Annotated in this window: 20 protein-coding genes; 3 read left to right on the top strand and 17 right to left on the bottom strand. The window is 64.3% G+C overall.

Annotated elements, in window-relative coordinates; genetic code table 11:
* Positions 1-146 precede the first annotated feature (146 nt).
* Both DOD19_RS24800 and DOD19_RS24795 read right to left on the bottom strand, forming a co-directional pair.
* The gene (locus DOD19_RS24800; protein WP_239498097.1) at positions 147-4,151 is read right to left on the bottom strand and encodes a type III effector protein; all 4,005 of its coding nucleotides are present in this window, start codon (positions 4,149-4,151) and stop codon (positions 147-149) included.
* 149 nt (positions 4,152-4,300) lie between these two features.
* Positions 4,301-4,672, bottom strand: a complete 372-nt coding sequence (locus tag DOD19_RS24795; RefSeq protein WP_112188761.1) for a hypothetical protein — start codon at positions 4,670-4,672, stop codon at positions 4,301-4,303.
* Positions 4,673-4,914: 242 nt separating this feature from the next.
* Here DOD19_RS24795 and DOD19_RS24790 point away from each other — a divergent pair, with 242 nt between their 5' ends.
* The 3 genes from DOD19_RS24790 (at position 4,915) to DOD19_RS27765 (ending at position 7,045) form a co-directional block, all read left to right on the top strand.
* Positions 4,915-5,424, top strand: coding sequence for a sigma-70 family RNA polymerase sigma factor (locus DOD19_RS24790; RefSeq protein WP_024978135.1), 510 nt, complete (start codon positions 4,915-4,917; stop codon positions 5,422-5,424).
* Positions 5,421-6,371 (top strand): DUF4880 domain-containing protein, encoded by a 951-nt coding sequence (locus DOD19_RS24785; RefSeq protein WP_024978136.1) that lies wholly within the window; start codon positions 5,421-5,423, stop codon positions 6,369-6,371. The genes DOD19_RS24790 and DOD19_RS24785 overlap by 4 nt, the downstream gene beginning before the upstream one ends.
* Before the next feature lie 146 nt (positions 6,372-6,517).
* Entirely contained in the window at positions 6,518-7,045 is a 528-nt protein-coding gene (locus DOD19_RS27765) for a helix-turn-helix transcriptional regulator (RefSeq protein ID WP_204360101.1), read from the top strand.
* Between the two features lie 172 nt (positions 7,046-7,217).
* Here DOD19_RS27765 and DOD19_RS24775 read toward each other — a convergent pair whose 3' ends face one another.
* From DOD19_RS24775 to sctU, 15 genes are all read right to left on the bottom strand, one after another.
* Complete coding sequence (locus tag DOD19_RS24775) at positions 7,218-7,955, bottom strand: response regulator transcription factor (RefSeq protein ID WP_024978138.1); 738 nt, start codon at positions 7,953-7,955, stop codon at positions 7,218-7,220.
* Between the two features lie 272 nt (positions 7,956-8,227).
* Complete coding sequence (locus DOD19_RS24770; RefSeq protein WP_112188759.1) at positions 8,228-11,950, bottom strand: hypothetical protein; 3,723 nt, start codon at positions 11,948-11,950, stop codon at positions 8,228-8,230.
* A 133-nt stretch (positions 11,951-12,083) separates the two neighbouring features.
* The gene (locus tag DOD19_RS24765) at positions 12,084-12,482 is read right to left on the bottom strand and encodes a hypothetical protein (protein WP_152543726.1); all 399 of its coding nucleotides are present in this window, start codon (positions 12,480-12,482) and stop codon (positions 12,084-12,086) included.
* A 177-nt stretch (positions 12,483-12,659) separates the two neighbouring features.
* The gene (locus tag DOD19_RS24760; RefSeq protein WP_024978141.1) at positions 12,660-13,115 is read right to left on the bottom strand and encodes a hypothetical protein; all 456 of its coding nucleotides are present in this window, start codon (positions 13,113-13,115) and stop codon (positions 12,660-12,662) included.
* Between the two features lie 3 nt (positions 13,116-13,118).
* Complete coding sequence (locus DOD19_RS24755; RefSeq protein WP_024978142.1) at positions 13,119-13,367, bottom strand: hypothetical protein; 249 nt, start codon at positions 13,365-13,367, stop codon at positions 13,119-13,121.
* Positions 13,368-13,536: 169 nt separating this feature from the next.
* Positions 13,537-13,737: a hypothetical protein gene (locus DOD19_RS24750; protein WP_024978143.1), complete on the bottom strand. Its 201-nt coding sequence runs from the start codon at positions 13,735-13,737 to the stop codon at positions 13,537-13,539.
* Positions 13,738-13,945: 208 nt separating this feature from the next.
* Entirely contained in the window at positions 13,946-14,191 is a 246-nt protein-coding gene (locus DOD19_RS24745) for a hypothetical protein (protein ID WP_024978144.1), read from the bottom strand.
* A gap of 42 nt (positions 14,192-14,233) precedes the next feature.
* Complete coding sequence (hrpD5, locus tag DOD19_RS24740) at positions 14,234-15,208, bottom strand: HrpD5 family protein (RefSeq protein ID WP_112188757.1); 975 nt, start codon at positions 15,206-15,208, stop codon at positions 14,234-14,236.
* Complete coding sequence (locus DOD19_RS24735) at positions 15,205-16,137, bottom strand: type III secretion protein HrpV (RefSeq protein ID WP_112188755.1); 933 nt, start codon at positions 16,135-16,137, stop codon at positions 15,205-15,207. Before DOD19_RS24735 ends, hrpD5 begins: the two co-directional genes overlap by 4 nt.
* Positions 16,138-16,146: 9 nt before the next feature.
* A complete protein-coding gene (sctS, locus tag DOD19_RS24730; protein ID WP_024978147.1) occupies positions 16,147-16,407 on the bottom strand; it encodes a type III secretion system export apparatus subunit SctS in 261 nt (86 codons plus the stop codon).
* Positions 16,408-16,417: 10 nt separating this feature from the next.
* Positions 16,418-17,068 carry a type III secretion system export apparatus subunit SctR gene (gene sctR / locus DOD19_RS24725; RefSeq protein WP_045205537.1) on the bottom strand — a complete coding sequence of 217 codons (651 nt, stop codon included), beginning with the start codon at positions 17,066-17,068 and terminating at the stop codon, positions 16,418-16,420.
* Positions 17,055-18,098 carry a type III secretion system cytoplasmic ring protein SctQ gene (gene sctQ, locus DOD19_RS24720; protein ID WP_024978149.1) on the bottom strand — a complete coding sequence of 348 codons (1,044 nt, stop codon included), beginning with the start codon at positions 18,096-18,098 and terminating at the stop codon, positions 17,055-17,057. The genes sctR and sctQ overlap by 14 nt, the downstream gene beginning before the upstream one ends.
* Before the next feature lie 40 nt (positions 18,099-18,138).
* Positions 18,139-18,741 carry a type III secretion system protein SctP gene (sctP, locus tag DOD19_RS24715; protein ID WP_112188753.1) on the bottom strand — a complete coding sequence of 201 codons (603 nt, stop codon included), beginning with the start codon at positions 18,739-18,741 and terminating at the stop codon, positions 18,139-18,141.
* Between the two features lie 6 nt (positions 18,742-18,747).
* Positions 18,748-20,760: an FHIPEP family type III secretion protein gene (locus DOD19_RS24710; RefSeq protein WP_037032104.1), complete on the bottom strand. Its 2,013-nt coding sequence runs from the start codon at positions 20,758-20,760 to the stop codon at positions 18,748-18,750.
* Positions 20,761-20,770: 10 nt separating this feature from the next.
* Entirely contained in the window at positions 20,771-21,862 is a 1,092-nt protein-coding gene (gene sctU / locus DOD19_RS24705; protein WP_024978152.1) for a type III secretion system export apparatus subunit SctU, read from the bottom strand.
* Positions 21,863-22,127 lie beyond the last annotated feature (265 nt).

The following is a 22,127-nucleotide window of genomic DNA, read 5'->3' as shown; positions in this document are numbered from 1 at the left end:
CAATCGTGTATTCCCATGGGCCGGCTTGATGCCGGCCTTTGTCTTTCTGGGCCTACGCAACGAAACAAGAATGCTTGCGAGGGGGCAAAAAAAACGCCAGCCCGGGCGCATCCAGGGCTGGCGGCAGAGCGTGAAGTCAGTGGGCTTTACGTTGGCGATTGGCCCTCGTCAGTCGGGAATGCGTTGCCGAGCAGCGCTTTGCGGCGCTGCAGCTCCTGCTGTGCCTGTTGGCTGATCGGCAGGTTCATGGCAGCGAGCTGCTGCAGATCCGCCAGGGTGGCCTGCTTGACCGATGCTTTGGCCGGCTCAAGGCGTGTGCGCAATTGACCAATGGTGCCGGATGGTTGGGGTTTGCCGTGCAGGGCCGCCTGGGTGCGGTCATTCTCGCGTTGCAGCGCCTTGGGGTTGCGCACCAGCGACTGAATACCGGTGTTGCGCTCCTCGGTATGGAACAGCGCGGCCGAGTTGATGGCGCGCGTGTTGCCGATGATCTTCGAGAACGCGTCGAGCAGCGGGCGGCCCTGGCTGGAGTCGCACAGATAGTCGGCGCGTTCCTCGATGGTCGTCATGGCTTGCAGGCGTGCACGCATCGCTTCCACGTCGAGGTGGCTCACGTCGATCGGCTTGGCCAACGGTTCGGCAAGCTTGAACAGCTGTTCTCCGTTGGCGGTCGAACCCGGCGCGTGCGCAGCCACCTGCGTCGACACCTGTGCCGCGCGTGCGAACGGTGTTGCGGCGTGGTAGCGCACGAACTCGTTCTTGATCTGGACGGGGCGGTTCTCTGTAGCCGCGGCATTGATCTCCTGCGTCGCCGCTGCGTACTTGGCCACCACATCGGCCATCAGGTTCGGATTGGCGAGGTAGCGATCGCGTTGCACCGGGTTCGCATCGAACGCCTGCCGTAGCGCGGCATCTTCGCGGTGGGCTTCCGCGTCGACGATCTTGGCGAGGAAGGGATGCTGCATGATGAGGTAGCTCGTGTCGGAGCCCATTACCTCGCCAGCGTAGCTCTGCGTGCTGTCCGTATGCGAGACCGACGGCGTGAACGTGCCATGCGGCGTCGGCACTGTTAGCGACAGGCTCATGCCGCTGTTCTTGTTGCGCAGGACGCGCGCGTATTGCAGCTCCATCGGGGCGTTCTGCACGTCCGGCGCCTGGCGCAACTTGACGACCAGGCTGGTGCCGTCGGTCACGTTGAGCAGCAGCCCCTGCGTCTGGCGGATCAACTCGTGCGGATCGAACTTGTCGTCCTGCAGCCGCATGTTCGGCGCGAACTTTTCGATAGCCGCTGCAATGGCCTTGTTGAGTATCGCGCCCGTGATGGGCGCACCGCCCTGCGCGGTGAACGTGAACTGCCAGAACTTGCCCGTACGGCTGGGGTTGACCTGATGATTGGCGTTCATCAGGCGCGCCTCGGCGGTGAGCGAGACTTGCCCCGCGCTGTTGCCGACAGAGATGGAACCTGTGAACGGTCCCAGTTGCACTTTGCCGGTGGACCGGCCGAAGCGGTTGAGGATCGCGTTGAGCGCACTGCTTTGCGCGCCGCCGGAAACCGTCGCCTTCAGTGCCGTATCCCAACGCTGCCACAGCGATTTGTCTTTCAGCGGGCCGTTCTTCTGCACGTCGTAGTTCTTGAGCGGCAGGTACGTCTTGTCCAGCATTTCACGCGCGGTCTTGTACATCGAATCCGCCGTCAGGATGGCTTCGGCGGCGGCCGTGCCGTGCTCGTCGCGCTGCGCCATCTGCTGCTTCACGACAGAGATATGCGCGCCCACACAGCCCAGCGCCAAGCTGATCGCAGCATGGCTCTTGGCGACGAACGCCTCTGGGTTGGCCAGCGCATCTTTCTGCGGATAGCGGCCATGCCACACGGTCTGGTTGATCTGTGCGAAAGCCGCTTCGCGATGCTGGTTCAGCGTATCGCGCTCTTTGGCGGGCATGAAGCGATCGTTCCTGGCGAGCACGGCGCCGGCGTGATCTGCAAATTGCAGATAGGTGCCGATGAGATGCTCCAGCTGGTCCGTCGCGTGATTGAGCTGTTCGGGGCTGGCGTGCGTGATGGCGTTGTGGAACTGCGCGGGGATGTTGGCTTCCTCGCCGTAGTGCAGGCGCTCGGTTTCGGTAAAGGGCTGAGCGGGGTCCGCGTGCAGTTCGTGCGTGAGTGCCTTGCGTGTCTCGTTGTACAGGTGGAGCTGCGCGGGCGGTGGCTCGGCACAGGCGGCATCGAGCTGCTGATGCAGCTTGAACGTGGACTGGTAATCCTTGTGATAGCCCGGGTCCAGCAGCGTGTGCGGTGCGGCAGCGCTTTCCGTGAAGAACTGCGCCACGTTGCCGCGCACGTTGACATCAAAGCTCCCGCCGGCTTCCAGGTTGGTGCCGCCGTGGGTCTCGTTGCCGACGTTGGCATCTACGCTGCCGGTCACCTGGCGGTAGGCCAGGAAGCGGTCGCCATAGGCCACGGAATCGGGCACGTCGCGTCGCGGTTGCGCCGGCATGGGCTGCCCGCTGCCGATGCGGTCCGTCAGCACGTCGGCGATTGGCGGGTACGCGGCCTTCATTAGCGTGCTGAAGCGGTCGCCGCCCACTTGCTGGTCGATCGCGCCGGCCAGCAGCGTCATCTTCAAGGTGTTGAAACCCTTGGCAATCTTGGCGTCGTTCAGGAAGTAGGGCTTGCCCGCGGCTTCCGTGTAGTTGCGGCCGATGGCGTGAGACACGAGATTGGCCAACGATTCCAGTTGCTGCATCGCCTGGCGCGCATGTGGGCCGGCAGACTTGACCCAGGCGTGGTTGGCATCGTGGTTGGCAACGAGCTTGACGAGTTGGCGCAAGTCATCGTGTTCGAGGTAGACATTGCCGCCGGACAGGTCCAGCCTGCCCGCCAGCTTGGCGGCCCACTCGCCCAGCTTGCCGCCGAGCGCAACTTTGGCGAAGGCCTGTGCCGAGGGCCAGTAGTCGACGTCGCCGTCATCATCGGCAAAGTACAGCCGGCCCTTGCCGCCACCCGCTTCCACCGATAAGTGGGCACCGGCATAGCGGTTGGTTGGGAAGGCCGAGATCGACACGCTGCCCGACGTGCCTGTGCTCACGTTGGAGCCGGGCTTTGCCGTGCTGATACCGGGGGCTTTGGCTTCAAGGTTGGCGGTTTCCTTCTCGGCGTAGTGGCTCATGACCTCGTGCGCGCTGCCGCTCAGGTGCGTGCGCTTGAGCTCGGTGAGCAGCGCCGCGATCCCCTTGTAGGCGTCGGCCGGATCATGGTTACCCAGTGATTTGGCAAGCTGGCGCGCGGTCTTGGCCGCCGACGCAAAGGCATCACGCACGGCCATGCCGACTTCGTGCGGAGCCTTGCGGGTGTTGTCTGCGGCAATCGTCTGGATAGTGCCCAACTGATGCTGAAGCTTGGCGCGCAGCCCGTCACTGTGCGGGTGCGAGCGCGTGAGTGCTACCGGCACCGTGGGTAGCGCATCCTTGAGCGCAAGCGCCATCTGGCGCAACTGGGGCTTGTTCAGCGCGCCGGTATCGGGATCGAACACGGGCGCATCCGGCGGCGTGTGGCGGCCCTGCGCGTGCGCGCTGGATGAGGGAGACAACGACGAGGGCGACGGCGGCCGCAGCACGATGGCAAGGTCTTGCTGGGTGCCATGCTCGGTGTGTTCGGCGTGTTCTGTGTGTTCGGTGTGTTCGGTGTGGGCAGTACCAGACGATTCGGCGTGGGGCTGCTCCGTCGGCGTGGGCGTTGGGTTCGGGTTCGGGTTCGCTTGCGCGTGTGGGGTGTGAAGCGGCGTTGCGGTTGTGCTGCTTGCGTGCCCCTGTGCCTGCGGCGCAGCGGTTTGCGGCTGTGCGGACTGTTGAGGCGGCCACTGCAGCTTGCCGTTGCGAATACGCTTCTGGGCCTCCCGGTGCGCGGCGCGCGTTCCGCGTCCGCTCAACGTGGTGCTCGACAGCGCAACCTTGAGCTGCTCGTTCGTCAGGGACGCAGCGCTTTTCTTCTGGCGGTTCGCCGTCACCATGTCGGCAAGATCGCGCAGGCCGCCGGGCAACTGCGAAGTCTTGCGCACGCTTGGCATCGATGGCTGCGCGGATTGCGAGGCCGGTGCGCTGGACGACGTCTGCGCCGGAGGCGTCGCGCTGGAGTGTCGGGAGAATATCTTCATGATGGGCGAGGGCTCCGAGGTTGGCATGCCGGGGCAATGCGGACTCGCCCGAGCACAGTTGAACCTTGCAAGCGTAGCCAGCCACTGCCGACGAACGTCACTGGCACCGAAGTGCTGCGTCGGCATCCGAAGCGACCGCCCGCGGCGGCTCAGTACCGTGCGGGCGCGGCGCCGTTGTCCAGCTCTGCCGTGAGCGCAGCGATGGCATCGAGCAGATCGGTCGCTTCCGGGTCGTCGTCCAACGCGTAGCGGAAGCGATAGATCATCTGGCCGGTTTGCGGGTGTTGCACAACGCTGCCGCGTGCAGCACCGTCCACTTCCAGGCAGAGGCCGAGCAGCAGATTGAGCGTGAGCGCGACGTCCAACGTGTCGCGGGGCCCAAGTTCGACGTACGCGGTCAGCATGTCGGGATCGGCGTAGCCGTCGTAAGCCAACCAGACGTTGCGGGTGCCGATGCGCAGGGCATGCGCGGGCAATGCGTCGTCGTCGAACGGGGGGTGGGGCAAGTCTTCGGGGGGCATGGGCGGGCGCCGTGGCGGTTGTCGCTGCAACGCATTGCAGCAACCGGGTTGCACCGCAGAACGATGCCAGCACGGGCTTCCGGATGTGGCGGGTGTGCCGAAAAACTGCGATAAAAGCCGAAAAAATGCCCACCTGAAATATCAGCGGTGGTTAAAATCTCGACACCTGGGTGGGGTTTTCTCGATACCGGGTCGGGTCGTTTGCCGGGGAACGGCCAGCACAGATTTTCGCGGAGGGTACCGTGACGCAAACCTGCCAGCCAGTTACCGAACTGGCCTCTGACTGGTTCCGACAACACTATGCGTGGCTCGCCCGTCGTATGGGCTGCAAGACGGGCTGCCGCTTTGGCGCCGAAGACATCGCGGCGGAAGCGTTTGTGCAATTGCTGCAAAGGCCAGGGTGGCAAGACACCCGCGAGCCGCGCGCCTTGCTGACAACGATTGCGCAGCGCGTGCTCTACGACATCTGGCGTCGTCGTGATCTGGAAGAGGCCTACATGGCGTGGGCCGCCACGCAACCGCAAGCAACGCTGCCGTCCCCCGAAGACCGTGCGTTGATCCTCGAGACCCTCACCTCCATCGATCGTATGCTCGATGGGCTTTCCGCCAAGGCGCGCGCCGCTTTTCTCTATAGCCAGCTCGATGGCCTCACGTACCCTGAGATTGCCGAGCGCCTGCAGGTATCCGTTCGCATGGTGCAGAAGTACATGACGCAGGCCATGCGCCTTTGCTATCTGGCTGAATCGTCGTGAAGCACGCGCTGGACGATCGGATCGCCGAGCAGGCGATCCAGTGGCTCGTCGTACTCCGCTCGGGCACAGCTTCCGAGACGGAGCGCCAGCGCTTTGCCGCCTGGCAGGAAGCCGACCCCGCGCATGCTGCTGCCGTGCAGCGTTTGCAAGGCGCGTTGGGTTCGGTGGCACTGCCCCCCGTGGCAGACCCGCATCGGCGCGCTGCGCGGCGGCTTCTTGATGCGCCTTCTTCGCCAACACGGCATGTGCGCCGCGCGCTCATCTTCAGCGGGCTGGGTCTGGGCGTTGCCGCCCTCGTTGACAGAGAGATTCCGCTGGCCGACCTGGTTGCCGACATGCGCACGGTCACCTCGGAGCGCCGCGATTTCGCGCTGGCCGGCGGCTATCAATTACGCCTGAACGCGCGCAGCGCGGTGGATGCCTCTGCGCTTGCGCGCGGTTACGACGTGCGTCTGCGCAGCGGCAGCGTGCTGGCCGTCGCTGGGTCGCCGTCGGGTCAGTTGCGGTTGTGGTCTGCCGCGGGCGCGGTGGAATGCACGGGCGGCATGATCTGCGCAACGCTGGAGCCCGGCGGCGCAATGAAGGTTGCCGTGCTTGAAGGCAGCGCGGCGTTGTCGACGCCGGCAGGTGCGGTGTCCACGGCGCATGCCGGCGAGGTACGGCGTCTTGGCGACGGCGGCATCGAAAAACTCACGCTCATGGCGCGCAACGTAGCCGCCTGGACGCGCGGCATGGTCGAGGTCGAACACCAGCCGCTGGCCGATGTGATCGACGCATTGCGCCCCTACCACCGTAGCCTGATCGAGCTGCATCCTGAGGTGGCCGGCCTGCGCGTGACGGGGCGGTTCCCCCTCGGCGGCTGCCGCGCCCTGCAGATGCTGGCCGAAACGCTGCCCATCCAGGTGAAGGAGCTTGCCGGCGTGTGGGTGCGCATCGGCCCACGCTGAGCGTTCGTCGGCCGCGAAATTTTTTTCCGATCGGGGTTCCGGTTTTTCTCCCTCGTTGCACAGAGAGAGTAAGAGGCTGCCGCGATACCCATCCGCGCACGCCACTGCATCCAGATGCAATAGCTTCCACAAGAGCGAAGGACGACATGAACGCCCGGGCCCAGAACGACGTGCTGCTACACGCAGCCGACAGCACGGCAGAATGCCGGTATTTCTCCCCTCTCCCTGCGGCAGCCGATTGGCGGGCGCAGGCGGTGGTGCCTCTTACGATCGCGGTTCGGCAGGTCTCGCGCGCCCCGAACTCTGGGATCCTGGTCGACTTGACCGAACTGGCCCAGGCCGCCGGCGAAGACCCGCCGGCCCAGCCGGTCACGCTGGAGCAGGCGCACGCGATGCTCGGGCGGATGTTGGAATCCAGGCGGAAGGCGCCTGCCCGTTCGTCCAGCAAGGGGGCTTTGCTCTCCGTGCTGACGCCACGCCAGCGCGACATCCTGCGTGAGGCGGCCTCGGGAAAATCCAATGTGGAAATCGCGCAGACACTGCATATCGGCGTAGAAACCGTGAAATCGCACGTGCGCCAAATCCTGATGCGTTTACAAGCACGCAATCGGACCGAATTGGCAGCGCTATATCAGCAATGCGCGGGTGAAATCCGCTCGCACGAGAATCATTAACGCGATAACCATTAACAAGGCAATGTTTTTTAAACCGGCGCTGAGTTTTTTAAGCCGGCACTGAAATTATCTGCCTTGAAGGTTTTTATTAAGAAACGCTAAAACAATTTGCTGTGGGCGCAGTGGCCCTGCGACGCGCAATCGTTTGCGCAAAAAAGGCCGCTTAAGCGGCCTAAGCGGCCAGGACGGTGCGCGCCTGGGGGCCTGCCGGCTCGTTGCTGGCGGCTTGCACGGCGAGCTGATAGCCGCGTGCATAGACGGTCTTGAGTTCCACGCCGGTCTCGGGGCCGAACTGGAGTTTCTTGCGCAGCTTGTAGATGTGCTGCTCGATCGAGCGCTCGACGATGCTGGCGTCTGCGCCCCACACGGCCGATGCAATCTGCTGGCGCGAGAGGAACGAGCCGGGCGAAGAGAACAGCAGCCATGCCGTCGCAAATTCCCGTGCGGTCATGCGAATGGGGACGCTGTTGACCGTAGCGGTGCGGGTCAGGCGGCAAAGCCGGTACGGCCCCACCACGACGTGGATACCGGCATTCTGGCGCACTGGCTCGGCACGGCGCAGCGCCCGTTGCACGCGGGCTTGCAGTTCTTCAGCGCTGAAGTGACCGGTCAGCACGTCGTCCACGCCGGCATCGAAGGCCGACGCCATGTCCCCCCGGTCGACAAACTGCCCGAACACCAGGGTGGGCCAGCACATGTCGGCATTGCACTCCCGCCACGACAGCACGAGTTGCCCTGCCGTACGGAAGTGCTGAGCGTCAATCATCAACAGATCAAACGTTTCCGTGCGGCGCGCACGCAGCAGCGACAGGGCGTCGTCAAAGCGGATGCACTCCGCCTCTTGCGTGGATAGGCAGCTTGCCACGTAGGCAAAGCTGGACGGGTTGGAGGTCAGTACGGCGAACTTCATAGCGCTTCCCCATTTCAAGCCATCGCGCAGAGGAATCTTTGCAGATGGCGCTTCAAACTGGGGCCAAGCATAACGTTCACAATTTGCTCACACATCCCTATAAAGAGTGAAATCGCGTTTAGATCTGATTGAGTTTTTTTTGTTGAGTTGGAAATCGTCATTTGAGCATGCGAATGCCGCATTCTGTGTGAACGACTATGCGCATATGCACATAAAAAAACCGGCGAAACCGTTAATTCGCCGGCTTATCTGACAACCTGATGAATTGATCTTCAACCGAACTTGATGGCGGCGAGTTCGCGCGTGCCTTCCGCTTCCTTGCTGGCCCGTAGCTGTAGCGCGCTGGTCAAGCCACGGCTGCGGCTGGTGGACACCTGTTCGACGATAGCGAGCTTTTCCGGCAGGCGCGACGTGGGCGCTTCCAGCAGCGCCTGCGCCAGCGCTTCGGAGGCTTGTGCGTCGGCAGAATTCGGGTCGATGCTTCGGTGCAGGTCCGCCAAGGCCAGGTGGCCCTCGATCTCGCGAGCGGCAGACGGCCGAAGCCGATGCCGGTGCAGGTAGCGCTGGTTGGGACGGGCGTGCTTTTCGACGGTCTCGCAGTAGGCTTCGAACTCGCGTGCGGCTTTTTCCGGCGTACCGCCGGGCTTGTGGGCAAGCATGTTGATCCACGCATCGCGGTCGCTGCGCACGACAGCCAGGTATTCGCGCACGCTGCGGTATTCGGTGTCGAAGTAGCTGACGCGATCGGCAATCTTGCCGTTCTGATAAGCCATCTTCACCTTCGTCGTGTGGCCGCCTTCCGACAGCTTCCAGTTGAACCCCAGCGGCATGCCGCCGGTAAACGACTGTGTGAACTTGCCGCTCTCGCCGGCCTTGGCCGATGCATTGTCGTCGGGGGCTGCCGTGTAGAAGGTGCGGCCCACCGAGAACGCCAGGCCGGCGCGCGCCGTCACCTTGTGCCCCGTGGCGACGCTGAACTGCTCCATGCGCATCGTGCCGGTCTTCTCCTGCAGGGTGGCCGTGTTGCTGAGCGTCTTCTCGCCGCGCAGCCGTGCTGATGGGCCGATCCGCACCGGCGTGTGCGGGCTGCTCACGCGTACGTTCATGCCAACGCTCGCGTCCATCGACGCGCGCCAGCGCTTCTTGGTCTGGTCGACCCAACTGATCGAAATGCCGCCGCTGCCACCGCTTTCGCCACAGTGCTGTGCCAGCGTATTCCACAGCGTATCGGCATCGGGTCGGTGCTCGGGCGCGGCAGACGCGTGCTCGAACAGCAGGTTGGTGGCCTTGACGATGGCATCCGCAGCGGCTTTGTCGTCGTACTTGATGGGTTCCCAGTCGTCGTGGCCTTCTACGGGGCGCTGCGTGGGCCGCGTGGCACGGATGACCACGCCGCGCGGCTCACCGGTCTCCAGATCGAATGGCGTGACCTTGACGGCGAGCAGATTGGCGCGCAGGCGCTTGCCCCAGGTTTTGAGGTCGTAGCCAACGGAGGCACCCACACCGACCGAGGCGCGCATTGTGCGGTCAGTGCCGACGAACACGTCGCGCCCATGAGAACTGCGTCCGATTTCCACCACGGCCTGGCGGCCCCTGCCGTAATTGGCGTCCAGTTGTACCGATACGGGCACCGGCAGCGCCTTGCCGACGTGCGACAAGCCTGTCGATACGCCGGTCGTGCTGCCGCCAATCCAGCCTCCGTTGGACAGGCGCACCTTGTTGCCTGATTCCATGGACGTGAGCAGCGTCTCGATGGTCTTGCGCGCGTCTTCGATGGTGGGCGCCTGCATCTTGAGGTCTTCCGGGTGCTCGAGCTTGTCGGCACGCTCCAGTGCGCTACGGAATGCAGGGGCTTCGGCGGCCTCGCCCGCGTGGGCACTCCAGTAGCGCAACAGCGTGGCCGACGGCTGCAGCCCCACCAGGTATTCCGGCGGCTCGCCCACCAGGCCGGCGTGGTCGATGAGCTGCGCCACGTGGGCCTGCGCGGCATTGACTTGCGGCAGGGTCAGCGTATTCAGCCGGGTTTGCGCCCAGGCTCGGCTGTCTGCATCGTCAGTCAGTCCGGTCAGGGCCACGAATTGCGCGAATTCCTGGTGGGCCGGCGAGCTGCCCGGCGTGCGGGCGACAGCGGTTGGCTCGGCGTTCTCGCGCTGCATGCGGCTGACTGCTGCGCCGACTTCGGGTTGCAGCGCACGCAGCTTCTCTGCCGTGAGCGCGTAGTCGCTCAACGGCGCGTTGGCGGCTGCCAGCCCGGCCCAGTGCTCGAGGATCGCGCCGCGCCAAAGATCGCCTGGGTGGGCGATGGTGTGCAGCGAAGGCGCATTGCCAGCCTGCGCGAGCGTGTCGATCATCGTCCGCAGCGCCGCCGTATAGGTGTCCATTTCCTTGACGAGCCCAGGCCGCTGTGCGCCGTGCATGCCAAGCGCAGCCGATGACAGCGGCGATTTCTTCTTGCCGATCATCTGCCAGAAATGGCTGCCCGTGGTTTGCTTTTCCACCCGCGGAATGGTGCGCCCGACAAACTTCGCCAGGCGTGCCTTGGTGCTGGCCAGATCCGAGCCCGGACCGTCTTCACGAAAGCCTTGGTGCCACGCAAAAAGGACACCGGTCTGTTGCGCGCCGACGGGCTCCCCGCGCAGCTTGAGCGCAGCGGCATGCATGACGTTGACGGCGAGTGACTCGGCCTGGGTGCCGCTGCCAGCCGGGTGGGCGTGCAACAGGGCGGTGGGGTCGGCCGCCGTAGTGGCAGCCGTATGAACATGGTCGGCCGCTTGCAAGAAGGCGCGTGCGGTGTGCGCCTGCTCCGGGGTGGGCGGAGCTTGCATCAGACGGGTCAGCGCTTCAAAGCCGTGATGGCTGCGCGAGAGCAACTGCGCCGTGCGCCACGCCGCGCTTGCCACGCCCGCATCGCTCATGCCTTGCGGCATTGGCGGGACCGTCAGGCTGCGTGAAGAGCCACCGGAGCCGCTTGAGCCGTACTGGGCCGACAGGCTGGATTGCCGGGAGAGCGAACGCGGGCTTTCCTGATCAACCGTCTCGCTACCGCTGGCTTCGGCACCATGTGACGACGTTTCGTCCGCACCGAACAGATGCGACAAGCCCAGGTCAGACGCGCTGGAGCGATGCGACACTGCTGCCGATGCCGTCTCACCAAACAGGCGGCCCATGCCCATCGAAGAGCTGCCCGTGGAATGTGTTGAGCCGTCATGGCTCGGCGTCGGTACAGGCGTGGCAAAGGCGGCAGCGTCGAAGTGCACTGCATGCGAAACGTGCTGCAGCACCCGCAGCGCATCGGCTGCATTGCCGCCGCTGGTGGCCGCCAGCGCGCGTGCTGCCAACATCGGCCCGATGTAGTTGCCTGCTGCGGACGAGGTGCCCTGCGCTGGAGCCGCCAAGACGCCGAGCCGATCGGCCAGCAGCTCTCGTTCGCTTGTGCTGCCCGCCGTGCGGAACAACTGCGCAACGCTCTGGCGGAACGCTTCGGCCGTCGCTGGAACCGTCAACGCAGCGGTCGATGTTGCCGCTTGGGGCGTCGGCGGTTTTCCGCGTTGGCGCAGGCGCTGCGCACCCTGTTCGGCGCGCTGCATCATGGTTGAAGTCTTGCGCTGGGAACGTGCCGCGCGGCGCGTCTCGTGATGTTCCTGAACCTGCGGTGTGGCAGGATGCGGTGTGCCTTCGGCGGCCTGCGGGGTTGTCTCGGGCGTGGTCGTCAACGTGCCGCGCGTGGGCGCCTTGTAGTTGTCCACCGTATTGAACGACGCGCCGGAGCGCTTGCGGTCGCTTAACAGTGTGGCCAGTTCTGTCTCGTCGCTCTTGGGCAGCTTTTCGCGCACGCGCGATTTCAGGTTGCCGAGCCAGCCACCTTTCTTGCGAGGCTGCGGAGCAGCGCTGCCCTCGGGCGGGGGCGATGGTGTGCGCGCAGCGAAGTCGTGGAGTGTCTCGTACTCCGACGGCGATGTCGGCACGTTGACGGGCAACAGGCGTGAAGGTGGCATGGCTCGGAATGCTCAGGCACTGGCGTGGTCAATCGGCATACCACTTTGATGCGGACGAATGACAAACGCGCGTGCAATGCGAACGGGGTGTGACGGTGGCGAAGTTGCATGCCACCGGCCCACGCGCAATCCGTCAGTGCACCGACCACTTCGAGACCGATATGGCTGATGCTGCAAGCCCGGACATTGCGTCAACCAGCAGAGCGCCGGTGGGGTCTTCGTGCAGCATGTAAGCAAAGCGATAGACCAGCGTACCGGTGTGCGCCTGCTGCGCCACCACGCCCCGCGAGGAAGCAGGCAGGCCGAGGCAGAGCCCGAGGATCACGTGCAGTGCTTCGTCAACGTTGATCTCGAGCGGCTTGCCGAGGTCGATACAAACCGTGACCGACTCAGGGTCGGCGTCGGCATCACACGTGAACCAGAGCTGATATGTACCGATGTGGATGGGGTGCGCCGCGAACGGGAAGAACTCATCGGCGCGCAGAAGCGGTACGTCTAGGGTCGGAAGATACGGTGTGCGTGAGGCGGACATGAACGTGGATTGGCGATGCCCCAGCAGCCGACACGTCAGCTTCAACGAGCACCTTCGCATGTAATGCCGCGAGCGTACGGCGTTATATGACAGCGGACGTTCGCGTTCACGAAATCATCACGGATGCTGCGAAGCCGCTCGGGTGGAAGCGTTCGCGGTGCCCTCACGCATTGCGCGTTACGCGCGAATCCACACGTAAGTACCGTTCGAGAGGTTCTCGAACATGTCGTCGGTTGTCTGCAGGATGTTGTCGCGCCAGTACCGGCCGTGCTCGGCATAGTGGCCCAGCAGTTCGGCTAGCTGTTCGCCGTCGATGTCGGGGTCGTACGCCACGCGCACGATCAGGATGATGCCGCCTGTATCGCCATCCAGCCCGAGCTGGGCATGGTCTTGCGCATAGATGGTGACGTTGGCTTCGAGCATGAGGCGGAACACGCGCAGCGTGCGGCCGCCTGTGACGATGCCGTAGTCGAAGTTCAGGTAGAACGCATCGAGGTCTTCCTCGACCGCATCGATGATGACTTCGAACCCCTCCACCGTGAGCCTGCCGGCGGCGATGATGGCATCGGCATCCGGAATCTGCAGATGCATGCACATGTCGCGGATGAGGCTGTCGCGCCGTTCCATGCTCATGCTTTACACCAGCAGGTCTTTGGCCGCTTTCGGGCCGGCTTCCATCAGCTTGGAGAATGCTTGCGTGCGGTTCAGTTCATCTTCCAGATGGGCTGCGTTCAGCATGTCTTGCGTGCCGGCGGATACCACGGCTTGCAGCGTGCCGGATGCGCGCGCACCTGCGTGGGCGTGGGCGTGGGTGGGGTGCGACGCGGATTGGCCCGGTGCAGGGGGTGCCGGAACTGCGGAAACGTTGCGGTGGATCGGTGTCATGTCGGGATCGCGGTGGCGGGTCGGATTCAGTGAATCGGGCGGCGGCGCGATGGGCCGAGTGCAGAGAACAGCAGAAGCGCGCGGGCGGTGCGTTGAAAAACCGCTCGGGAACGGCGCGGCCCCGTTCCCGAACGTTGGCGGCACACGGTGTGCCGTCCGGAACCGATCATTACGAGATCAGGTCCTTGGCGGCCTTCGGGCCCGCTTCCATCAGCTTGGCGAACATGTTGACGCGGTTCAGTTCGTTTTGCAGCTTGGCAGCGTTCAGCATGTCTTGCTCGCCTTCCTTGGTGACGGCTTCGTTTTGAGCGTTGAACGACAGACGGCTAGCGGCGTCGCCCAGGCCAGCGGCAGTGGTTTGAATGGTCATGGAAAACTCCTTTGCAGTGGATGAATGGTCTCGGGTGAGAGCCGGGTTTTTCAACAACACCCCGGTATGGGATGTCGCTGATTCGGTTTAGCGAACGTGCTGCTGTTGTGTTCGCCGTGAAGTCATCATCGTGGATTTCTCTGCGCTGGACTGGCGAAGAGGCGAAATGTGATGTCGTCTCGCGAAGCCCGTCTGCGCGCTGCGCGTGTTATGCCGGGATCAACCCCGAGCACACTTGTGCCGCGCTGGAAAAACCATGCGACAGCACGCGAAGCTGCTCGCGCTGGTTGACGTCCACCGCACGAATGGCGCGCTGTTCCATGTCCATGGCGGTGTGCTTGAGCGCTTCAATGGCCTTGTTCAGCGGGCCGAAGTCCTTCGGGCCTTCCTGTTTGGCAAACGCCTGGATGCCGTCAAACGTTTCGATGATGTCGAGCGAGAAGTGGTCAAACATGTGGGTCTCCAGAAGAGGGAATGGCAAGAACGTACAGGCGTGTTAACGCCGCGCAGCGAGAAAATCTTTTGTGCCGTCTGAGCTTTCGATGTAGCTCAGTTCGTCAACCGAAAGTGCGGACGTGGCATCGGCTTTAGGGTCGCGCACGCGTGCTTGCGTGATGTCCAAGGCAATGTCTTTGATGTTGCCGCCCAGGTCGCTACGCACATGGTCCGCCGTTGCACGAACACGTTCCGGGTGCATGGCTGGTCCGGTGATGGAGAACCGGTTGCTGCCCAGATAGCTGATGCGCAGCCCCGGTTCCTGCAGCGATTCACGCAGGTTTTCAATGACCTCCTGCGCGATTGAAAGATCGGTGTGGACGGACGCTGACACCGCGCGCAGATCGCGCAGGGTGGCGAGCTCTTCGGCGGCTGAAGTCACGATGCCGTGCACGACGATCTCGTTGTCGTGCTGCTCGATCTGCAAGCCGTCGATACGGTGCAGCGCCAGGCATGTGCGCACACGTTCCAGCAGCGGTATCGGTGCCGTGGCGGCGGAATGCGCGGCGGAGGATGTTTCGCGCGTCGATGCCAGCAGCAGTGCGCACGGTGTCAGCAGCGCGACTGCCGTCACGCCCATCCAGCCTTTGCGTGCGCGGGGCCGGGTGGGCGTGGGGGTGTCGGCGGCAGGAGCTTGCGCGGCGGCAACGCCGTGGATGCCAGGCTCTGCGGCTGCGGGCGATAGCACGCGCTCCAGGAGTGCAAGGTCGGATGGCCATGCCTCCCCGGCCGGGCCGACGCACAGAATGATCTCTCCAAAGCGGCGGGGGGTCAGGTCGTCCCAGGTGCTGCCGCCGTCGTCGGATTCGATCAGGACGCCGTGTTCTGTATCGACAAGCAGCGCGAGCGGATCACCCGCCCAATCGGAGATGCGGATGCTGGCTTGTGCGTCGGGGCCTACCGTCCAGCGGCCTGGAGTCAGGTCGAGGCATGCGCCGGCATGCGCGCCTGCCAACACGCGAATGTGCTTATTCATGGTGATTGCGGGGAAGGATCAGGAAGCGGAGGCAGGGCCAGACCCAGCCCCGCCCGGTAAGACCAGAGTTCGGTTGTCCAGCGGCGCGCGACGGCGCTGCTGCGTGCGATGCTTTCGGCTCGCTCGCGGCCAATGCGCGGCCGCGATGGACTCAGCAGCAAGAGCGGAAACAGCAGGTTGAATGTTTTTTCGCGATCGGTCAGTGCGTGGGCGGCAGCGTGTTGTGGCGTGGTGTTTGCCAGCAGCCGGTCTTTCACAGCGGCCAGCGTGCCTGGCGTGCCTTCGACCGGCGTCTGTTTCAGATAGCTGCGCAGGATGTCGAACGCCATGCGCAGCGGCATCGGGTGGCCTGTATGCATGGCGTGCCGCACGGCAAGCAACTCCTGTTCAAGCCGCTGATAGCTGGGCGACTCCATCTCGGGCAGCAGCGTGTCGGCCGGCAACGCGGTGGTCCCGGCGCCTGCGGCCTTCTGCGGTGCGGCGGCGGCGGGCTCGGCGGCTTGTTCCTGCAAGTACTGCAGCAACAGGGCACGGCGGCCCTGGGCGCTGCGGTGGTCTCGCGACTGTTCGTCATCGCCGTCGCGTTGGTCTTGCCGGGACGGCAACCCAATCACCATGGGCTCGACCTTGCGCGCATGCTCCTCCAGCATGAGGAGCAATTCCTCGAACGTGCTGTCGGTGATCGGCTCTTCGGGCGAGCCCGCACCAGTGCGTTTGCCCGTGCGCGGCCGGCGCACGCGTTTTGCAACCTGTGCGACGTGCTTGTGATGATGCAGTTGATCTTCTACCAGCTGCTCGGCCCAATGGTCGTGTCCATGCGCGCCATGTCGATGATGCTTGCGATGGTGCGGCGCAGCCGTGTTCTGCGGTGCCTGTACCGGATCGGGCAACGAGAGAACGTTGGGCGTTGAGGCGGAGATGCGTGTCATGACACCGTCCTACTGGAAGAGCGATTGCAGGATCGTGTTGCCGAACTGGAGGATCGACGCGGCTCCCCAGGGAGCAGCCACCACAATCACCACGGACACGATGATGAGTTTCAGCCCATGCGAGATGCTGCTGTCCTGCAGCGAGGTCACGGCTTGCACGAATGAGATCAGCAGCCCGGCAATGGCCGACACCGCCACAGCGGGTAAAGACACCAGCAGGCACAGCATGAGCGCCGTGCTGGTCAGGCGCGTGATGTTGTCGTAGTCCATGGTGGCCCCTTTAACGATACGTGTTGACCAGGCCGTGAATCAGCACAGACCACCCGTCCATCACCACGAAGAGCAGCAGCTTGAATGGAATGGCGACGTTGCTGGGCGTCACTTGCGACAGCCCCAGCGCCATCAGCAGGTTGGCGATCACGAGGTCGATCACGATGAAGACCAGATACAGCAGGAAGCCGATGCGGAATGCCGCCGTCAGCTCCGTCAGCGTGAAGGCTGGCGCGAGGATGATGAGGTCGTCTTCCTTGAGCTGTGCGGCTTTGGCCGGCGGCCAGAGTTGCTGCGCAGAGCGCATGAAGAACGCTTTCTCGCGTGCGTTGGTGTGCTTGTCCAGGAACTGCCGGAACGGCTCGCGCGCGGCATCGAGCAGCGGCATGACCTGACTGACGTTCGCGCTGGAATCATTGAGCTGCATGTGGGCGCGCTGCATGGCCTCCATGCCAACGGGGGCCATCACGAAGCACGACACGATCATCGCAATGCCGTTGAGCACCATGCTGGGCGGCACCTGTTGCACGCCCAGCGCGTTGCGCAGCAGGCCGAGCACGACGACGATCTTGGTGTACGACGTGACCACCATGGCGGCAAACGGCAACAGCGCAATGGCAACCGCCGCAATGATGAGCGAGGCAAATTCAATGTTCTGCATGGCGCGCGCTCATGGCAGAGATCTGCAAGCCGAGATGCTCGCCCACCGCCACGAGCTGGCCGTGGCCCAGCGTCTGGCCGTGGCAGACCAGACGTACCGTGGCATCGCGCAGCAAGACGGGCAACTGCAAGACATGGCTTGGAGCCAGCGCAGCCAGCTCGGCCAGCGGCAGGCTCATCACGGCCACCTCAAGGTGTACGGGTACCTCCAGTGCTTCCACTGCGATGCCGTCTGTGCTGTCGTGTGTGGTGTCGCGTGCCGCGATCGTGTCGTCGTCAGTGAGCGTAGGAACATCGAGGATCGTCACGGTGCCTTCCTTGTAGTGAGCATGGGCAGTGAAGTGGGCGCGCCGGCTGTCGCCGCATGTCAGGCGTACGGCGCCTGCATCGGTGTCGGGGCAATAGGCGTGCTGGCCCCAGCCGAGCAGAACGTCGCCGGGTGCAAGCGAAGAGAGGGTGTCTGTTGCGCACCGCCGGCTGGCGATACGCACGCCCACCGGCAGGCCCACTACGCCGAGTTGTGCAAGCACAGCGTTGCGATCGGCTACGGGCGGTGCAGGCGGCGCGGCAAGCCAATCGAGCGCGGCGATGCGGCATGGCGTTTCACCGTGTGGCCCATCGAGCCTCATCGGCAGTTCCTGCTGACCGCTGCGTTGCGCATCGTTGCGTTCGGGCGCGAACGTTGCCAGGGCGGCATCTCCCAACCCGGCGGCAGACAGCGTATCGAGCATCGGCGTCAACCAAAGCCCGGCAAGCGCCGTGCGGCGTTGCGCATCAGCTTCGTGCGCGATGGCGTGGAGCGCGGGGTGGTTGGCGCCCTCAACAACAACGTCGACCGCACACAGCGATGAACGGATGCCCAGTCGCACGGGCGCCTGCATGGGCGCGGCGTGGTCTACGGCGCGCAGTTGCCAGTGGCGGTCATCGTCATCCGGGAACGGCGTGCCGATCAGCCGTGTCAACGCGGCCTGGGCCGGCGTGAAGGCACGCAGATGCGCATCGAGCGGGGATGGCGTGAGCCCGGTGTTCATAGCGAGTCGGCGGGAGGTGTCGGGTGGGGTGTGGCAGCGGTCACCACACTTCGAGTTCGATATCGATGCGCTGCTCCAGCAAAACGTGAATGCGTTGGCGCAGTGCATCGCCATGCTCGGAGAGTAAGTCGCGCGCCCGCGGGTGTGCCGCCAGGAAGCGAAGCCATAGCGTGTGGGGCGAAAGGCGCAGGGTGAGGCGGGTGTCGGGCAGCACGCGCGGGTCGAGGTCCAGCGTGACCTCCCAGCATTCGCTGTTAGCCTTTACAACGCGGGAGCCGCAGAACCTGGAAAGCAACTGCGCGAGATGCTCCGTCACGGTGCTCCCCACGCTGATCTCCGAGCACGTGCGCACCAGGCGGCTGGCCATGGCCGAGGTGTGAAGCGGCGGGGCCTCGGGCGGGGCATCATCGGGCTGCGTGTCGGCGTCGGCGTGGTCGTGCGTGGGCGGCTCGTGCTCGGCGGTGTCTTCGCATGCGGCGTCGCTGTACGCATCGAGCGGTATCCAGGCGGTACTTGCACCCGCGCAGGACTCGGTCTGCATGCCGGTTCGCCCGTCTGCGCTGCGTTGCGCTACGGGGCGCCGGACGGGTGTGGTCGGATGGACGATGGGCGGGGCTCGCCACAGGCGTACGGGTGTGGTCATGGCGGCTTACAGCGTGAGCTTGCCCACGGGCTGCAGATCAACGTATGCGCCCAGTTCCTGGAACGAATACACGTTCAGCGCCTGCAATCGCGGCTCGATCATGCGGCGGACATAGCGGCGGATGTCCATGGACGTGACAATGGCAAGCGCACCCGCCGGCGCTGCTCCCGATTGCGGTGCGGTGCGGCTCATGTGTTCCAGCCGCGTGACGATGGTGTCGACCTGCTGTGGATCGAGCGTCAGGAAGTTGCCTGCAGGCGTGGGTTTGATCGCCTGGCGCACCGTCTGCTCCACCGATTGGTCCAGCAGAATGGCGGGCATCTTGCGTGAGCCGCACGTGGCCTGGTGTGCGATCTGCCGCCCCAGATCGCCGCGCACGTACTCCACCAGCATCAACGTGTCTTTTTCTTTCGGGCCCCAGATGACAAGGCTTTCCAGGATCGCGCGCATGTTGCGGATGGGCACCTGCTCTTCCAGCAGGCGGCGCAGCACGTCGGCCATGCGCTGTGCGGGCACGGCCTTCTGCGCCTCGGTGACCAGACCCGGGTACTCGGTGGTCACGCGTTCCATGATCCACTGCGTTTCCTGCAGGCCGATGAACAGATGCGCGTGCTTGCGCAGCACGTGCACGACGTGATCTGCAATCACCTGTTCAGCGTGAGGCGCGGTATCCGGGGCCGCCTCCAGTTGTGCGCGCATTGGTTCCGGCAGGTCGGATACCGATACTTTTCCGTCGGACACCGCCACCGGCTGACCCGGGATGTCGTGCACCAGCACTTCATAGGCGTCTTCGGGTTGCGCGGCGCTCTTCCATACGGCAATGCCGGGGAAGGGCAGGCCTAGCTCTTCAGCCAATGCGTGCCGCCCGCTTTGGAATGCAGCATCGAGTTTGGGAATGTCGAGTCCCTCTGCCAGCCGCGTGCCCAGACGAACCCCCAGGGGTGCCGTGAATGACGGGGCCTTGTCGGCGATGGTCGGTGCCTTGTCTTTGGACCCTTCGCGCAGCAGCGCGGGCAGGGTATCGGTGTCGGCTGTGCTGCCCGTGTTCAGGCGCTTGCGCAACGTATAGCCAAAGGCGAAGACCGCACCTGCCAGCGCGATAAACAGAAACGACGGAAACCCCGGCACCAACGCAAAGCCTGCCAGCAACGCACTGGCGGTGAACATGGCCCGTGCACTGGTTGAAAGCTGCCGCACGATCTCCTTGCCGAGCGAGCTTGGCTTGGCGCCGTGGTCATCGTCAGACACGCGCGTGATCATCACGCCGGCCGCGACCGAGATCAGCAGCGAAGGAATCTGCGACACCATGGCGTCGCCGATCGACAGCACGGCGAAGCGGTTGGCAGCTTCACCGGCCGTCATGCCGTGATACGTGATCCCGATCACGATGCCGGCCAGGATGTTGACCAGCGTGATGACCAGACCGGCAATCGCATCGCCCTTGACGAACTTCATGGCGCCGTCCATGCCGCCGTGCAACTGGCTTTCCATGGCAAGCAGCGCGCGGCGCTTGCGGGCCTCGTCTGCGCTCAGGTGGCCGGCGCGCAGATCGGCGTCAATGCTCATCTGCTTGCCGGGCATGGCATCGAGCGTGAAGCGTGCACCGACCTCGGCCACACGCTCGGAGCCCTTGGCAATCACGATGAACTGCACGGTGGTGATGATCAGGAATACCACCATACCCACCACCAGGTTGCCGCCCACCACGAGCTTGCCGAAGCTCTCGATGATGTGGCCGGCGTCTGCGTGCAGCAGGATCGATTTGGTCGACGCGATGTTCAGCGAGAGCCGCAGCAGTGTGGTGAATAAAAGCAACGATGGAAATGCCGACAGCGATGTCGCCGCGGGGATGTACATCGTCACCATCAGCAGCACGACCGATAGCGTGATGTTCAGCCCCAGCAGTGAATCGATCAGGACGGTGGGCAGCGGCAGCACCATCAACGCGATGACGGCAACCACCAACGCGGCGATGCCGATTTCGCCGCTGAATTCAGAGACGGCGGTCTTCTTGGCCATATCGGATGCCTCAGTTCAAGATGGAAGGGCTTGCGCCGGTGTGTCTGGCGCCGGTGTCTTTCGCGCCGATCTCGCCCACCCAGGCGAGGACTTCGGCCACGGTTTCAAACAGCGCTTCGGGCACGGGATCATTCAGCTTCACGAGGTACAGCGCGCGTGCCAGCGGCGGGTTGCCGATGATCGGAATGCCCAGCGCCTGCGCTTCTTCGCGCAACCTCAGGGCTTCGTCGTCGACGCCCTTGGCGGTGATGCACGGCAAGCCGCATTCTTCGGGCGCGTAGCGAATTGCCACGGCGTAGTGCGTGGGGTTGACGATCACGGCCTGTGCGCCGGCTACGCTCTGTTTGGGCTTGGCCTCGTCCACCATCTGGCGCGCGAGCTGCTTACGCTGGCCCTTGATGTGCGGATCGCCTTCGCTGTTCTTGTGCTCGCGCTTGACTTCGTCCTTGCTCATGCGGTGGTCGCGGATGAAGAGCCAGCGCTGGATGCCAAAGTCCACGGCGCCGAGCAGCAGGAACAGCAGTCCGCCCGCACCCAGCAGCTTCACCAGCATCGACATGCCGATCTGCGCGATATCCATGACCGGCTGATACGGCGTGCCCACAATGGTCGGCAGCAGCATCAGGACCAGCTTCCACAGCGCAGCCCCCACGGCGAGCGCTTTCACCAGCATCTTGAGCAGGTCAATCATCGAGCGCATGGAGAAGATGCGCTTCAGACCCGACGCGGGGTTGATGGCGCTCATCTTCAGTTCGAGCGGCTTGGTCGATAGCACGATGCCCGTCTGGCCCCACGTGGCAATCCATGCGACCAGTGCAAACACCAGGCTCAGCGGCAGCGTCATCAGCGCCAGCTGAAGCGCGACGTGGCCGAGTGTCTGCTTGAGCGTCATGGCTGGATGCCGGCTGTTGTTCACATCCAGCGCAAGGTCGACCAGCGCCCGCCAGCGGTCGCCCAGCAGCGATGCCGTCATGGCAAGCAGCAGGCAGCCCGCCAGCAGCACGACGGCGGCGATCAGGTCGGCACTCTTGGCGGTTTCGCCATCTCTGTGCGCGTCTCTGAGTTTCTTGTCTGTGGGCTCTTCGGTTTTTTCGTCCGACATGGCGGTGCCCCGGGGGTGTCGACGGAGGAGGCCGCGGCGTACGGTGCCGTAGCGATGCGACGCATTGTGCTGACGCGGACGCTACGCGCTCGGCGCCTGGGCGAAGGCGGATGCGCCGTTCCGAAACCGCGGGAACAAAGGACAAGGGCAAGGACGAGGGCGAGGCGAGAGCGGGCGGCTTTGCCTTGTGCGTACTGGCGCACAGGGCCTTGCCGACTTCGGGGCCGGGCGCTCTTTTTCGGGGCGGCTGGCCGGCGCGCGGCAT

Origin of the sequence: Ralstonia sp. GX3-BWBA (assembly GCF_003290055.1) — a bacterium.
GTDB lineage: Bacteria > Pseudomonadota > Gammaproteobacteria > Burkholderiales > Burkholderiaceae > Ralstonia > Ralstonia holmesii.
This window is presented reverse-complemented; position numbering and strand designations above follow the sequence as displayed.